The sequence below is a fragment of the Psychromonas saccharinae genome (assembly GCF_051201515.1).
GTDB lineage: Bacteria > Pseudomonadota > Gammaproteobacteria > Enterobacterales > Psychromonadaceae > Psychromonas.
The window spans coordinates 3,195,183-3,210,632 of sequence record NZ_CP195153.1 but is presented as its reverse complement, the minus strand read 5'-3'; the positions used below and the strand labels follow the sequence as shown (position 1 = coordinate 3,210,632).

Here is a 15,450-nt window from a genome sequence, read left to right as displayed (position 1 = left end):
AATTTATTTTAAAGAGGGCATTGCCCTCTTTTATTCTTTTTAAAAAAGGATCTTTCTATGACTAAAAACATTCATGAGCAACGAATCTTAATTTTAGATTTTGGTTCTCAATACACACAATTAATCGCACGTCGTGTACGTGAAATCGGTGTTTACTGTGAGCTATGGAGCTGGGATGTTGATGAGCAAGATATCAAAGATTTTAATCCAAACGGTATTATTCTCGCTGGTGGTCCAGAAAGTGTCATCGCGGAAGCTTCTCCTCGTGCCCCAGAATATGTATTTACAGCAGGCGTGCCTGTATTAGGTATCTGTTATGGCATGCAAACAATGTCTGCACAACTTGGTGGTGCAGTTATTAAAGGTGAGGGTGAAGGTGAATTTGGTTATGCACAAGTAGAAGTACAAGCGGCTTCGGCATTTCTAAATAATATTGAAGATGATCAAGCCGAAAATGGGAATACCCTGTTAGATGTTTGGATGAGTCACGGGGATAAAGTTTCTGAAATTCCAGAAAATTTCATAACTATTGCAAACACAACGACTTGTAAATATGCGGCGATTGCCAATGAAGAAAAACGTTTTTATGGCGTACAATTTCATCCAGAAGTAACACATACCAGTCAAGGTCAAGGTATGTTACGTAATTTTGTTGTTGATATTTGTGGCTGTGAAACACTTTGGACGCCTGCATCAATTATAGAAGATGCCGTTGCGCGTATGAAAGAACAAGTCGGTGATGATGAAGTTATTTTAGGATTATCTGGTGGCGTTGATTCATCGGTGGTTGCGATGTTATTACAGCGTGCTATCGGTAATAAGTTAACTTGTGTCTTTGTCGATAACGGTCTGCTACGTTTAAATGAAGGCCAACAGGTCATGGATATGTTCGGTGCTAAATTTGGACTTAATATTGTTCATGTTAATGCCGAGCACCGTTTTTTAGAGCAAATGGCTGGAGAATCAGAGCCAGAAGCAAAACGTAAAATAATTGGTCGTGTATTCGTTGAAATCTTCGATGAAGAATCGAAGAAGCTTTCGAATGCAAAATGGTTAGCGCAAGGGACTATTTATCCCGATGTAATTGAATCTGCAGCTTCTAAAACGGGTAAAGCACATGTTATTAAATCTCATCATAATGTAGGTGGCTTACCCGATGATATGGCGATGGGTCTAGTTGAGCCATTACGTGAACTATTCAAAGATGAAGTACGTAAAATTGGTTTAGAATTAGGTTTACCATACGATATGCTTTATCGTCATCCTTTTCCTGGGCCTGGTTTAGGTGTACGTGTCTTGGGCGAAGTGAAAAAAGAATACTGTGACTTACTACGTCGTGCCGATGCTATTTTCATTGAAGAGCTTCATAAAGCGGATCTTTATCATAAAGTTAGCCAAGCTTTTGTTGTCTTTTTGCCTGTACGTTCTGTTGGTGTAATGGGAGACTGTCGTAAATACGATTGGGTTGTTTCATTACGTTGTGTGGAAACCATTGACTTTATGACTGCTCGTTGGTCACATTTGCCTTACGAGTTGATTGGTCATGTGTCTAACCGTATCATTAATGAAATAGATGGCATTTCTCGTGTTGTTTATGATGTGTCAGGTAAACCACCTGCAACTATCGAATGGGAATAATGTTTCATTATTAATTGATTAAGGCGCATTGAGCGCCTTTTTTTTTGACTGAGAATAAAGGTATGATTGAATCAGTCTTTGTTGCTTAAGGAACTTTATGATCGATCAACTCGGTTTTTACCAACCAGCTAAGCAAATTCCTTCGCCTTTTTTTAATGAAAGGCCTAATGGTGAAATGCCTTCATTATTGGTTATTCATTGTATTAGTTTACCTGAGGGGATGTATGGAGGTAAGGCAATTGAGCATTTGTTTACTGGTTGCTTAGATTGTTGTGCACATCCTAGCTTTAAGGATTTAGATGGATTAGAAGTCTCTGCACATTGTGTGATAAGACGTGATGGAACAATCGAGCAATATGTTTCTTTTAATAAACGCGCTTGGCATGCTGGCGTGTCATCTTTTGATGGGAGAGAAGGGTGCAATGATTTTTCAATTGGCATTGAATTAGAAGGCACGGATAAGTCTGCTTATATGGATATTCAATATCAAGTTCTGTCTGAATTAACACTTGCCATCCAAACCCATTACCCAAAAATATCTGCCGATAGAATTACTGGCCACAGTGATATTGCCCCTGGCCGTAAAACAGATCCTGGTAACTATTTCGATTGGGAACATTATTTTCACCTATTGAATAAATAGCTTTACCTCTGATTGTTCCAAATAAGGTCGAATTATAAACAATTTCTGTTAATTTAATTCGTTTGTTTATTGTACAATAACATTCAATATTTTTAATAAGTAATATTGTATTATTTATTAAAAATATTTTATAAAGATATCGCTATCGATTTTATTTTTGTTTAGTATAATTACCATATGTTGATTTTCATCAATGTTTTTTTTGTGGGTAGTTAGGTTGTTTTTGGTATTTTATTATTTAACTTATATTATTTATTTCTAATACAATAAAATTAACCTTTTAAATCAAATTGTTATTTGTTTGAGTTGGGTTTCCTGATTAGATTTTTTAAATTGTGAAAAGTAATCTTTATCATTGTTCTAGATGTGATTTAATTGCAAGTAGTCATTTAAAACGTCATTTTCATGTTTTTTTATCGTTCTTAGTTAAATTTTATCGATAATATTTTATTTTAATTTGCGATCTGTCGTGCAAAAATAAAAGTGTTATTGTAATATTATTAGCGTTGTTCTTATTTTTTTAAAAACAATGAATCTTACTTGTTCGTTTTTTAGTCAATATTGACGAAAGAATTTTGATCTTCGTCAATATTTTCTGGACGTTAGGTTAAATAGTTGTTAACTTTTATCTATAGAAACGAATTGGTAATAATATTCAATAATTGACTATTCATTTTATTTATTAGTGTGCTGTTTTACATTAACTAAATAAGCTGATTTCCACACAAAACATATAAGAGCAAGTCGCTTAATCAATCAATATTTAGTCTGTTGATTGTTTTGCACATGCTCTTTTGCGTGTTCTCAAAGAAAGTAATTGGCTATTGAGATGGAAACAACGAAACGATCGTTAATTTTACCAGTAAAATTGATTTGATATTTTACTTGGTTTGATATTGTTGCGGTATAAACATAAGTAAGTGGTTTAGGTTGCTTCCTTATGTTTATATCTAACAGTTATTCTTTCTAAGTAAGCCAAACAAAACACTTAGCCTAATAGCTAGGATTATTTAGTGACAGAGAAGGAAAGTGTCATGACCGACATTCGAAACAATGATATTGATGCACAAGAAACTTCAGAATGGCTTGATGCTCTGGCTGATATTCTTGAAGATGAAGGAACTGAGCGTGCTCAGTTTATTATTAAGAAGTTAACAGAACAAGCTCGTATAGATGGCGTTAAGTTACCAACTGATATTAATACCAACTACCTTAATACTATTGCTTTAGCCGATCAGCCAATGTACCCAGGTGATTTTGATATCGAACGTCGTATACGTTCTATCATTCGCTGGAACGCAATCATGATTGTAATGCACGCATCTAAAAAAGATTTAGACTTGGGTGGCCATATGGCTTCTTACCAATCTGCTGCGTCATTTTACGAAGTTGGTTTTAACCATTTCTTCCGAGCACCAAATGAAAATGATGGCGGTGATTTAGTTTATTACCAAGGTCATATCTCTCCTGGGATTTACGCGCGTGCATTTGTTGAAGGACGTTTAACGGCTGAACAGCTAGATAATTTTCGTCAGGAAACAGAAGGTAAAGGTTTGCCTTCTTATCCACATCCAAAACTATTGCCTGAATTTTGGCAGTTCCCAACTGTATCAATGGGACTTGGTCCAATTACTGCTATTTATCAAGCGCGTTTCTTAAAATATCTTGATGGACGTGGTTTAAAACCGACTGCTAATCAACGTGTTTACGCTTTCCTTGGCGATGGCGAGATGGATGAGCCAGAATCACGTGGTTCTTTATCATTTGCTGCACGTGAACAACTAGATAATTTATGTTTCTTAGTTAACTGTAACTTGCAACGTTTAGATGGTCCAGTTATGGGTAATGGTAGCATTATCCAAGAACTTGAAGGCCTATTCCATGGTGCAGGTTGGAATGTTGTTAAAGTAATCTGGGGTAGTAACTGGGATTCTTTAATCGCACAAGACTCATCGGGTAAATTATTACAACTGATGGAAGAAACTGTTGATGGTGATTACCAAGCATTCAAATCAAAAGATGGTGCTTATGTTCGTGAGCATTTCTTTGGTAAATACCCTGAAACAGCTGCATTAGTTGCAACATGGACAGATGAAGAGATCTTTGCGCTTAAACGTGGTGGTCATGATTCTGCTAAATTGTATGCGGCATTCAAAAATGCACAGGAAACGACTGGTAAACCAACCGTTATCTTAGCTAAAACAGTTAAAGGTTACGGCATGGGTGCTGCTGCTGAGGGTAAAAATATTGCCCACGGCGTGAAAAAAATGAATGAAACACACATTCTAGCTTTACGTGATCGTTTAGGGTTACAAGACCTTGTTGATGATGAAAAAGCAGCTGAATTACCATACTTGACCCTTGAAGAAGGTTCACCTGAGTACAAATACTTACACGGTCATCGTGAAGCATTGTTAGGTTATACGCCTAAACGTTCTCGTAAGTTCTCTGAAAAATTAGCGATTCCTGCATTAGATAAATTTGCACCGCTTCTACAGGAGCAAAAACGTGAAATTTCAACCACAATGGCTTATGTGCGTATTTTAAATACATTGCTTAAAGATAAAGGTATTGGTAAAAATATTGTACCAATCATTTGTGATGAAGCGCGTACCTTTGGTATGGAAGGTTTATTCCGTCAGGTGGGTATTTATAACCCAACGGGCCAAGAATATATTCCTGAAGATCGCGGTGTTGTATCTTATTATAAAGAAGCAACTTCTGGTCAAGTATTACAAGAAGGTATCAATGAGTTAGGCTCTATGGCGACATGGGTTGCAGCTGCAACTTCATACAGTACAAATGACTTACCAATGATTCCATTCTACATCTATTACTCTATGTTTGGTTTCCAACGTATTGGTGATATGGCATGGCTTGCGGGTGATCAACAAGCACGTGGTTTCCTATTAGGTGCGACTGCTGGTCGTACGACGCTAAATGGTGAAGGTCTTCAACATGAAGATGGTCACAGTCATATTCAAGCGAACCTTATTCCTAACTGTGTTTCCTATGACCCTACATTCGCTTATGAATTAGCTGTTATCATCCAAGATGGTATCGAACGTATGTACGGTGAAGCGCAAGAAAATGTTTTCTACTATATCACTATGATGAATGAAAACTACGCAATGCCAGCAATGCCTGAAGGTGCTGAAGATGGTATTCGTAAAGGTATCTACAAACTTGAAACGCATGCAGGTAATAACAAAGTACAACTATTAAGTTCTGGCACAATCATGAACGAAGTACGTAAAGCTGCTGTTATCCTAAGTGAAGAATATAACGTTGCTTCTGACGTGTTCTCTGTGACGTCATTTAATGAATTAACACGTGAAGGTCAAGATCTTGAACGCCAAAGTATGCTCAACCCTGGCGCTGAAGTTAAAGTACCTTATGTGACTGAAATTCTGGGTGATGAACCAACTATTGCTGCTACGGATTACATGAAAAACTATGCAGAACAAATTCGTGCATTCGTGCCAAGTGATACCTATAAAGTATTAGGTACAGATGGTTTCGGTCGAAGTGATAGCCGTGATAATTTACGTCGTCATTTTGAAGTTAATGCAAGTTACGTTGTAGTAGCAGCGTTAAGCGAGTTAGCAAAACGTGGTGATATCGAGACTTCTGTAGTGACTGATGCGATTGCTAAGTACTCTATCGATGTAAACAAAATCAACCCATTATTTGCGTAAATTAAATACGTGGTTTGCCATCTTAATGGTGGCAAATTCGTTTTATAGATTAGGAAAAATATTATGTCTGAATTAAAAGAATTTTTACTACCTGATATTGGTGCTGATGCTGCTGATGTTACAGAGATCCTTGTTTCTGTTGGTGATACGATTGCTGAAGACCAAGATATACTGACTATCGAAGGTGATAAAGCGTCTATGGACGTACCTTCATCAGTTGCTGGTGTAGTTAAAGAAATTAAAGTAAATATCGGTGATAGTGTATCTGAAGGTACACTGGTATTGATGGTTGAAGTTGCTGGCTCTGCGCCTGCTGAAGCACCAGCCGCTGCGCCTGCTGAAGCAGCACCCGTTGCTGCACCAGCTGCAACAGGTACGGCTCTAAAAGAGTTCTTACTTCCTGATATCGGTGCAGATGCTGCAGACGTAACAGAAATCATGGTTGCTGTTGGTGATACAATCACAGAAGATCAAGATGTACTGACACTTGAAGGTGATAAAGCATCAATGGATGTACCTTCATCGGTTGCTGGTGTGGTTAAAGAAATTAAAGTAAATGTTGGTGACAGTGTTTCAGAAGGTACGCTTGTATTTGTTGTTGAAGTTGAAGGTGCTGCGGCTCCTGCATCAGCTCCTGCAGAAGCACCAAAAGCAGCGCCTGCTGTAGAAGCTCCTAAAGCTGCTGCTGCGGCTCAACCTGCACCGGCACAAGTTTCTATCGCTGGTTCGATTAAAGCTTCTCCTTCTGTTCGTCGTATTGCACGTGAATTTAACTTAGATCTTGCCGTTATTCCTGCGACTGGTCCTAAAGGACGTACAACTAAAGAAGACGTTCAAACTTACGTTAAATCACAATTATTGCTTGCTAAATCAGGCGGCGGTAGTGGTCTTGCGGTTGCTGCTTCTCCAAAAGTTGATTTTGCTAAATTTGGTGAAGTGGAAGTAAAAGAACTTTCTCGCATTCAGAAAATCTCTGGTCCTGCATTACATCGTAACTGGGTAACAATTCCACATGTTACACAATTCGATGAAGTTGATATCACTGATCTTGAAGCGTTCCGTAAAGAACAAAATGCAATTGCAGCTAAACAAGACTTAGGTCTAAAAATTAGCCCATTAGTATTTATGATGAAAGCAGTTGCTAAAGCATTACAACAATACCCTAATTTCAACTCGTCATTATCTGAAGATGGAAATAGCTTAGTATTGAAAAAATACTTTAATATCGGTATTGCTGTTGATACACCTAATGGCCTTGTTGTTCCTGTAGTTAAAGACGTTCTAAATAAAGGTATCTACGATATTTGTCGTGAAATCGGAGAAATCTCTAAAAAAGCGCGTGCTGGTAAATTAACAGCGAAAGATATGCAAGGTGGTAGTATGACTATCTCTAGCCTGGGTGGTATCGGTGGTACACAATTTACACCAATCGTAAATGCACCAGAAGTTGCAATTTTAGGTGTGTCTAAATCTGCAATGAAACCAGTATGGAATGGTAAAGAGTTCGAACCACGTTTAGTTGTTCCACTTGCTCTTTCTTATGACCACCGTGTAATTGACGGTGCAGATGGTGCTCGTTTCATCACTGCAGTAAACAAACATCTATCTGATTTACGTACACTGATTTTATAAATGTGTGAACGGGTCGGCAATTGTCGACCTGTTTTTTTGCATTTATCTCACAGTGAAATAGACTCGAAAAACTTCAACTGTTTTTCTAGCGTAACGGCTAAAATATAGAGGTCAAAATGAGTAAAGAAATTAAAGCACAAGTTGTCGTATTAGGTTCTGGTCCGGCTGGATATTCTGCAGCATTTCGCGCAGCTGATTTAGGATTAGAAACAGTATTAATTGAAAAATTCAGCACATTAGGCGGTGTTTGTTTAAACGTAGGTTGTATCCCATCGAAAGCATTATTACACGTTTCTAAAGTTATTGAAGAAGCAAAAGCACTTTCTGAACATGGAGTTTTGTTTGGTGAGCCAAAAACCGATGTTGATAAGATTCGTGTTTGGAAAGAAAAAGTAGTATCGCAATTAACTGGCGGTCTACAAGGCATGGCTAAAATGCGTAAAGTAACCGTTGTCAATGGTTTCGGTAAATTTACTGGCCCTAACACTATCGTTGTAGAAGGCGAAGGTGAAACAACGACGGTTAACTTTGATAATGCAATCGTTGCTGCTGGTTCTCGGCCTGTTAAATTACCATTTATTCCACATGACGATCCTCGTGTATGGGATTCTACAGATGCACTTGAGCTTAAAAGTGTACCAGAACGCCTGCTTATTTTAGGTGGTGGTATTATCGGTTTGGAAATGGGAACTGTATATAAATCATTGGGTTCAAAAGTTGATGTTGTTGAATTTGCGAGTCAATTAGTGCCTGCTGCTGATATCGATATCGTGCAAGTGTATACTAAAAAAGTCAAAGACAAATTTAATATCATGCTGTCAACTAAAGTGACTGCAGTTGAAGCCAAAGAAGATGCGCTTTACGTTTCATTTGAAGGCGAAAGTTCACCGGCAGAACCACAACCATACGATGCAGTACTTGTTGCTGTTGGACGTGTTCCAAATGGTCTTTCTGTTGATGCAGAAAAAGCGGGTATTGCGGTAACCGAACGTGGCTTTATTGAAGTTGATAAACAAATGCTTACCAATGTACCTCATATCTCAGCTATCGGTGATATCGTTGGTCAACCTATGCTTGCGCATAAAGGTGTGCATGAAGGCCATGTTGCCGCTGAGGTTATTGCTGGGAAGAAACATTACTTCGACCCTAAAACAATTCCTTCAATTGCTTATACTGAACCAGAAATGGCTTGGGTTGGTTTAACTGAGAAAGAAGCAAAAGAACAAGGTATTAACTACGAAAAATCAGTTTTCCCTTGGGCAGCTTCTGGCCGTGCAATCGCGTCGGATTGTAGTGATGGTATGACTAAACTTATTTTCGATAAAGATACTCATCGTGTTATTGGTGGTGCCGTTGTTGGGACTAATGCTGGTGAATTACTAGGTGAAATCGGCTTAGCAATTGAAATGGGTTGTGATGCAGAAGATATGGCATTAACAATTCATGCGCATCCAACACTTCATGAATCTGTTGGTTTAGCTGCGGAAATTTATGAAGGTTCAATTACAGATTTACCAAATGCGAAAGCGGTAAAACGTAAAAAGTAGTCATCTAATATAATGTGTAATAAGGCGCTTTTTAGCGCCTTTTTTTATAGCCTAAATTTAAATAGCTGTACTAGATGTCAGTAAATTAACACCTAGTATAATGTTATTGTTCATTCTCAATCAGTGAATTTACCTATCAATATAATTATTTTTTTATGGTTATTATATAAATAATTCACAAATAATGTTATGGTATATCATAACATTAAGTTAAGTCTATTCTTCTTTGTAATATTCCTTTTCAATCTTACTGAAACCGAATCAAAATATTTCTGCGATTTATTACCTTTTATCAAGGGACATAAATCATTTTTATTATAATTAAATAAGGCATATTTGTGATGAAAACCATTGATTTACATATCCATACAACTGCTTCAGATGGCTCATTTACACCTAGGGAATTAGTTGATTATGCAATAGAAAAACAGTTGAGTGCTATTGCAATGACTGATCATGATACGATGAGGGGAGTACAAGAAGCGATTGATTATATTGCAACATTACATTCAAACCTTGAGTTAATTCCTGGTATCGAAGTCTCTTCTTTCGCACCAGGATCCTATTTCGGATTTCATATACTTGGGTACTTTTTTGAGAATAATACTGATGAGCGTACTAAAATTATTCGAAATTTAGAAATTGATCTTAGTCGCGGGACTGGAAGTCCTGAGGAGGCGATCAAAATAATTTCTAATTATGGTGGCTTGTCTTCTTTAGCACATCCCCTTGAGTATTGTTTGTCTACGGATGAATTAAGTCGTCAAGTAGAAGAATTAGCAAGCGTTGGGCTTAATGGTATTGAAGGGATTTATACGACTCATTCTAATCATGACGTCTCTCAATTTAATAAAATAGCCTCTCAATATGGTTTAATTGTAACAGGAGGGAGTGATTTCCATGGGAAAAGAAAACCGGGTGTCGATCTTGGCACCGGATTTGGTGATTTACAGATACCTTATAATATTATTGATTCCCTTAAAGCAAGTTCCGCGGTGCATCATTAATGATTGAGTAAAAATCATTAATCAAAAGTACTCTGGTTAATAATAAATGCATCAGCTCTTTATTCTTAGGGCTGTGCGATTTCACTTTTCATTTATTATTTTTTTGCTGAAAATTCAATTACTTCTTCTTTGGGTTTTGGTTTACTAAAGTAATACCCCTGTGCAAAATCACAACCTAAGCGCGCCAATAAGTTTAATTGAGGTTTTGTTTCAACACCTTCTGCAATGACATGAAGCCCTAGACTATGAGCCATTGCGATGGTTGCTTTGACTAATTTACAGTCGGCTTCATTTTCAGGTAGGCCATGCACGAAGCTTTGATCTATTTTTAATACATCAAAGGTGTATTCTCTTAAATAACTTAATGAAGAATAACCGGTACCGAAATCATCCATGGATAGTTTCACACCAAGTTGATTCATTTCCATTAATGCTTCATGAATATAAGATTCACCGCTCATCAAAACGCCTTCAGTAATCTCAATTTCTAAATATTTGGGTTCAATATTATGTTTCTGTAAAGATTGTTTAATGAAACTGACTAATGCAACATCTCTAAATTGTGTTGGAGATAAGTTAATCGCAATTGTGTACTTTTTATGATCTTCAATCTGCCAACGAGATAAAAATATTAATGCCTCTTCGATAACGAATCGACCAATGGAGATGATTAATCCCGTTTGTTCTGCAATGGGGATAAATTCATTGGGACCAATAGGGCTTAAAATGGGGTTGTGCCAACGCAGTAATGCTTCTGCACCAATAATACTAGAATCTTTCACATCTATTTGTGGTTGAAAGTAGAGCTCAAATTCATTACGTTTGAGTGCCCCATGCATTTGTTCTTCAATTTCAAAACGGCGAAGCATTGCTGTATTCATCTCCTTAGTAAAAAATGAATACGTATTACGGCCTAATGATTTAGCTTGGTACATTGCAGTGTCTGCATGGCTTAATAACTCATCTGGAGAATTTCCATTTTCGGGTGAGATAGCAATACCAATACTCAATGTAATTATTAATTCTCTACCATTTATTTTAAATGGGGCTCTGAATGCTTTTAATAACTTTTCAGCTGTTATTAAAGCCTGATTATTATCAGTTATTTCAGGTAATAAAATAATAAATTCATCACCGCCAAACCGTCCGACAGTATCTTTCTTTTGTACAACTTGCTCTAATCGTTTTGCTGACTCTAGCAGTATTTTATCGCCCATCCCATGACCAAGAGAATCATTTACTTTTTTAAAGTCGTCTAAATCGAGAAATAAAATGGCGGTTTTTTCTCCATTTTTACTTACTTTAATAAGCATTTGGGATAAACGATCCAGTGATAAAAGCCGGTTTGGTAATGATGTTAGGGGGTCGAAATATGCTTGATGTCGTATAATTTCAGCCGATTTATATTGTTCGGTTATATCTCTAATAATGGTGATGATTTGTTCATATTGAGGGAGATAGCTCATTCTTACTTCGAAATAGGCTACTCCTTGTGGTGTGTGTTGCTCATATTCAAAACTAAGCATCTTCTTATGTTTGATGATTTTATCAATATGATTTTTAAATTTAAAGGCGATGTCTTCGGGGAAGATAGTTGTTATGTTTTGATTGATAATAGGAGCTGATGAAAGTGCGAAATTATCACTTTCCGTTGTGTGATAGTCAATAATAATGCTTTCGGTATTCATTATTAAAAAGAGATCGGGGCTGGCATCAACGAGCGTTTCAAACATATTTTCTTTGAATTTTGCATTAGCTTGTGCGTGTTTTAGATCGGCTAGATTAATATCGATACAATACATTTGTTTACGATGATATTGATTGGTAAACATAACATGACTGGAAAATACGGTAATATCTTTAGCGTGTTTGTCACAAAGTGTTATTTCAGAGCTTGGTATTTTTATGCCTTTATTTATCCAATCGGAATGCGCTGCAATGACTAAATCATGCATCTCGTTAGGGATAATTAGATTTTCAAGTTTCTGACCCAATGCTTCTTTTTGTGTGTAACCATACAATAACTCACTGCCTTTATTCCAGTAGATAACGCGGCGTTCGTGATCATATCCTTGAACAGAAATAACATCGACTGTATCAAAAAGTTGATGAAGAGGGTCATTGATAATATATTGATGGTCTACTTTATTGTGTGATTTCATTATCTACCGGAACCTAATCATTAAATTAAATTCATAATATTGTTTATTGTATTTCTATATTTTAGTTTGAATTGTGAAATATGGTAGGTTAGTTATCGTGAATGTGATTAGTGACATTAAAACTATGATAAATTGACTTATTGTTTTATTTTTATAGTAGCATAAAAAAGGGGAACTTTATGAATAGCAAGTCTTTATTCGTCGTGGTTTGTTCGTTATTTTATAGCGTTAATGGGATTAGCAATGAGGCGGATGTGTTAAAAGTGGACGTTAAAAAAATAAACACGGCAACATATCACTTTGATGTGACTGTATTACATAAAGACACAGGCTGGGATCATTACGTTAATAAGTGGGATATTGTTGATTTACAGGATAATGTTTTAGCGACACGTATTCTTTATCATCCTCATGTAAATGAACAACCGTTTACACGAAGTTTGTCTGATATTCATATTCCTGAAAATATTAAAACAGTGAAAGTGCAGGCCCATGATCTTATTCATGAATATGGTGGGCAGGAATTAACGGTGGCGTTACCTTAGCGTAAAAGTGAAGTCATTGATGGTGTCTTTAGGCAAATAGGAGTGATATGGATATAAGAAGGGCAAGTGAGACTGATATTGATAGTTTATTGGAATTAAATCGGCAGATTGGTGAGTTTCATTATCAACATGCTCCGCATATTTTTGAAAAGCCTTCAGCAGCAGAAAAAGCATTTCTTATTAATGCATTAAAAGATACAGATCGGTTATTTTTAGTTGCGAATGTATCAGGAAAGGTCGTTGGTTTTTTGACTGCGATAATCAATAAAAATGAATTAGTTCCCTTTATCAATAAAGATCCTATTTGTAGAATTAGCACCATTGTTGTTGATCAGAATCAACGAAAACAGGGCATTGGTAAAACGCTTATCTCATCCTGTCGTACTTGGGCTAATCAATTAGGCGCAGGTGAAATTAGACTAGAGGTAATGGAATTCAATAAAGAGGCACAGCAGTTTTATAACAAACTGGGTTTTAAAAATTCATCTCGCATTTTATCTAAAATAATTAATGATTAAACTGGTGTTCGCCTGTTTAAGTAACAATAAAGGATAATAAAATGAAGAAAATTATTGCAGCTCTTGTTGTTATTATTAGTCTGTTTACTTTGCCTGTATTGTCGAATAATACTTCCATTAAGGAAGCCTATGATAGTCAAAAAAGTGATGTGCAGGTTAAAGGAGAAGGGGAGGTGTTTGTTATTCTTGCCGATGATTTACAGGAGAGTAAGCATCAAAAGTTTATTCTTCGTATTGATAGCAAGCATACGGTATTAATTGCACATAATATTGACTTAGCTCCTCGTATTGAAAATGTAAAAGTAGGCGATCGCGTGGCGTTTTATGGTGAGTATGAATGGAACAATAAAGGTGGTGTCGTTCATTGGACACACAAGGACCCAAGAGGCTCACATATTGATGGTTGGTTAAAACATCAAGATAAAACATATCAATAATTAGATAAAAAAATACCTGCTAGCAAATATTATTTGATAGCAGGTAGATAACTATTTTAAAGGACTAAATGTTATTTAGTAAGCATTGCATATTGTTTGAATTCAGCTTTACTTAAATCACCATTTTGGTCTAAGTCTAATTTTGTAAATACATTTTCAAGTGATGGGTTCATTTCTGCTTCAGCTTCAGTAATAACGCCATCTAAGTCGGTATCAATATTTTCGAAGGTAATATCGTTTACGCTATCATTAATTGCACTATCAATTGAAGAAACAGTATCATTTACTGAATCAGTTGTTTGATCAACCTGTGCAGTAATCGTTTCTGTAGTGGTATCAACAACTTCATTCACATCAATTGAAGCAACGGTATCAGAAGCTTCCTCTAGGTTTTCATCGACAGCATCAACCATGTCATTAGCTGCATCTTCTGTCTCTTTAACAGTTAAAGCAACAACATCATCGGATTCAACTGTACCAGATTCAACAGCAACGTTTTCTACAGATTCAGCAGGAGCAACAGTTCCATCTGTAGTGGTTACAGAAGCCACTTCTTCATCAGCACAACCAAATGATGCAACGGCAATAGCAAATGCAAGGATAAGTGTTTTGTTCATAGTTTAACTCCGTTTATATTTATAAATTAATTGTTTAAAAGATAACGTTATTTAATAACGATATTTGTACATTAGCTAAATGCATGCCAGTTTTATTTAGTTGTTATTATTCAATGTGTTATGAGTATTTTGGGTGTTCTTTATCTGTAATATTTAGTTATTAGTCGCAATTTGCAGACATTGTTTAGTTGTATATGTTTATTTTGTTAAAAATCAATTGGTTAAGTAGTCTTCAATTAGAGACGAGGTGGTTTTGCGTATTGAATGGTCACTTATGATTGTCTTAGAAATTATTGTTTTATCAATATTGGGAGCATGTTTATATCTTTTAAGCATATTATTTCAATGCTAAATCATCTAGGACTAATCGAAGATATAAAGCAAGGGGATAAAAGTGACCCATCAAATTTATCCGATTAATTTTTTAGAAAAGATTACATTGAAGCTATTTTCAATGAATACTTAAGGTTTAGCGATAGCCTTAATGTTTTACGGGATAAAAAGGAAAACGATTGATTGCTAACGAAGTTGCTCTAAATTATCGTGTTTTTACGTTCCGATTAGATGCGCCCTTATTGTATACTTGCAATAATTTTTATTAATTAATTATTTGAGAAACGATGGAATTTGAATTTAGAAAGCACTTTATTAGTGAGTCTGCAACGGTGAAAATATCTATGGGTCACGAGGCTTTTGCTACTTGGTTAGAGCAAGAAGGACAACAGGCCTCTTGGGTTAAAAAATTACTCGAGCAGATTGCTTTATTGCAGCAACATCAGATCAACGAAATTAAAATGCAAGGGAGTGAATTTTCTTTATTATTGACTGAAGGTGAAGCACAAGTTGCAAATCACAGTATTTTAAATAACCAAGAAGAGTTGGGATTAGATGAGGATATGAATTTTTATGATTTAGAAATTCAAGCTTCTTGTGGCCTAGAAGACTTTGTAAATTTACTTGAGTCTTGGTTGGCTTTTATAGATTAAATTCATTTAAATGAGGGCAG

The 15,450-nt window shown here is 36.1% G+C and carries 12 protein-coding genes; 10 read left to right on the top strand and 2 right to left on the bottom strand.

All coding sequences use genetic code 11. The annotated features are described in order from the left end of the window. Positions 1-57: 57 nt before the first annotated feature. The 6 genes from guaA (at position 58) to ACR30L_RS14350 (ending at position 10,165) form a co-directional block, all read left to right on the top strand. Positions 58-1,638, top strand: a complete 1,581-nt coding sequence (gene guaA / locus ACR30L_RS14375; protein ID WP_435234933.1) for a glutamine-hydrolyzing GMP synthase — start codon at positions 58-60, stop codon at positions 1,636-1,638. A gap of 97 nt (positions 1,639-1,735) precedes the next feature. Further along, positions 1,736-2,281 carry a 1,6-anhydro-N-acetylmuramyl-L-alanine amidase AmpD gene (ampD, locus tag ACR30L_RS14370; RefSeq protein WP_435234932.1) on the top strand — a complete coding sequence of 182 codons (546 nt, stop codon included), beginning with the start codon at positions 1,736-1,738 and terminating at the stop codon, positions 2,279-2,281. A 1,034-nt stretch (positions 2,282-3,315) separates the two neighbouring features. Then, the gene (gene aceE, locus ACR30L_RS14365; protein WP_435234931.1) at positions 3,316-5,979 is read left to right on the top strand and encodes a pyruvate dehydrogenase (acetyl-transferring), homodimeric type; all 2,664 of its coding nucleotides are present in this window, start codon (positions 3,316-3,318) and stop codon (positions 5,977-5,979) included. 63 nt (positions 5,980-6,042) lie between these two features. After that, entirely contained in the window at positions 6,043-7,611 is a 1,569-nt protein-coding gene (aceF, locus tag ACR30L_RS14360; RefSeq protein ID WP_435234930.1) for a dihydrolipoyllysine-residue acetyltransferase, read from the top strand. A gap of 116 nt (positions 7,612-7,727) precedes the next feature. Further along, complete coding sequence (lpdA, locus tag ACR30L_RS14355) at positions 7,728-9,158, top strand: dihydrolipoyl dehydrogenase (RefSeq protein WP_435234929.1); 1,431 nt, start codon at positions 7,728-7,730, stop codon at positions 9,156-9,158. Between the two features lie 341 nt (positions 9,159-9,499). Continuing rightward, a complete protein-coding gene (locus ACR30L_RS14350; protein WP_435237916.1) occupies positions 9,500-10,165 on the top strand; it encodes a PHP domain-containing protein in 666 nt (221 codons plus the stop codon). A 95-nt stretch (positions 10,166-10,260) separates the two neighbouring features. Here ACR30L_RS14350 and ACR30L_RS14345 read toward each other — a convergent pair whose 3' ends face one another. Further along, entirely contained in the window at positions 10,261-12,327 is a 2,067-nt protein-coding gene (locus ACR30L_RS14345) for an EAL domain-containing protein (protein ID WP_435234928.1), read from the bottom strand. Between the two features lie 179 nt (positions 12,328-12,506). Here ACR30L_RS14345 and ACR30L_RS14340 point away from each other — a divergent pair, with 179 nt between their 5' ends. The 3 genes from ACR30L_RS14340 to ACR30L_RS14330 are packed head-to-tail and all read left to right on the top strand — an operon-like array spanning position 12,507 to position 13,827. Next, positions 12,507-12,872, top strand: coding sequence for a hypothetical protein (locus ACR30L_RS14340; RefSeq protein ID WP_435234927.1), 366 nt, complete (start codon positions 12,507-12,509; stop codon positions 12,870-12,872). Between the two features lie 47 nt (positions 12,873-12,919). Further along, positions 12,920-13,390 carry a GNAT family N-acetyltransferase gene (locus ACR30L_RS14335; protein WP_435234926.1) on the top strand — a complete coding sequence of 157 codons (471 nt, stop codon included), beginning with the start codon at positions 12,920-12,922 and terminating at the stop codon, positions 13,388-13,390. Positions 13,391-13,431: 41 nt separating this feature from the next. After that, complete coding sequence (locus ACR30L_RS14330; protein WP_435234925.1) at positions 13,432-13,827, top strand: DUF3465 domain-containing protein; 396 nt, start codon at positions 13,432-13,434, stop codon at positions 13,825-13,827. 71 nt (positions 13,828-13,898) lie between these two features. Here the strand turns inward: ACR30L_RS14330 and ACR30L_RS14325 are convergent, their stop codons facing one another. After that, positions 13,899-14,444 (bottom strand): hypothetical protein, encoded by a 546-nt coding sequence (locus ACR30L_RS14325; protein ID WP_435234924.1) that lies wholly within the window; start codon positions 14,442-14,444, stop codon positions 13,899-13,901. A gap of 620 nt (positions 14,445-15,064) precedes the next feature. On the opposite strand from ACR30L_RS14325, the gene ACR30L_RS14320 reads away from it, so the two are divergent. Continuing rightward, the gene (locus tag ACR30L_RS14320) at positions 15,065-15,430 is read left to right on the top strand and encodes a YacL family protein (RefSeq protein WP_435234923.1); all 366 of its coding nucleotides are present in this window, start codon (positions 15,065-15,067) and stop codon (positions 15,428-15,430) included. Positions 15,431-15,450 lie beyond the last annotated feature (20 nt).